The 819-nt window shown below is 68.1% G+C and carries 2 protein-coding genes; both read left to right on the forward strand.

Features of this window, described 5'->3' with window-relative positions:
- Positions 1 to 434, forward strand: a 434-nt coding sequence (lpqS, locus tag AC5Y49_RS24775) for a putative copper homeostasis (lipo)protein LpqS (protein ID WP_499892017.1), incomplete at its 5' end; no start/stop codon positions are given.
- 112 nt (positions 435 to 546) lie between these two features.
- Positions 547 to 819 (forward strand): pyridoxal-phosphate dependent enzyme (locus AC5Y49_RS24780; protein WP_499892018.1); only part of this gene is annotated, 273 nt, incomplete at its 3' end.

Consider the following 819-nt stretch of genomic DNA (forward strand, 5'->3'; position numbering starts at 1 on the left):
TGAGGTTTGGCGGCGCTAGCGGGATGCCTCGGCTGCGGTATGTGGTGGCGGTGGGGGCCGCCGCGTGGTTGGCGGCGTGGGGGGTCCTGATCGGCGCCCATAGCGTCATGGGGCATTCGGCGTCTTCGGTAGCGCACCCGGCCCACGCCGTGGTGGCGTCGCTGGGTGGTGGTGAGTTCACCGTTTCCGTCGATCATCCGCATGTGGGCAAGGGTTCCTCGGGCGGACATCATGAGCAGTTCACGGCGGCGGTGTTGCCGCGGTCGGGCTCGGCCGTGGTTGCGTTGATCGCATTGGGCGTGGTGGCGGTGCTCGCTGTCGCTGGTGGGCTGACCCAGCTGTGGGTGCCTGCTGGGCGGGGCCCCCCGCGCGCACCGGCTTTTTCCCTTACCGGTCAAGACGTCTTGACCCGGTTCTGCTTGTCTCGTCGCTGACGTGGTCAGCATCAGGTCGTAGGCCCTTGTGCCGGCGGCCGGTGACTGCTGACCCCTGTCAACTTTTGCCGCGCAGTGCTGTCGCGGCGTGCACGTGAAAGCGACGAATCCCATGACTGACGTCTTGTCGTTCGACAACTATGTTCAGCCTCTCGCGGCGCTGAAGGTCATCGAGCCCCGCGACTGCAGACAACCCGCCCCCACCACCTCCCGGCGACCCGCCGCCCTGGTGGGCAACACCCCGGTGCTGCAGATCTCAGCACCGCTCACCCCGCCCGGTCGCGGGTTTTGGGCCAAGCTGGAAGGGTTCAACCCCGGCGGCAGCATGAAAGACCGCCCCGCCCTGCACATGATCGAGGCCGCCCGCGCCCGCGGCGAATTGGCG

This window comes from Mycobacterium sp. NGS62, from assembly GCF_059812285.1.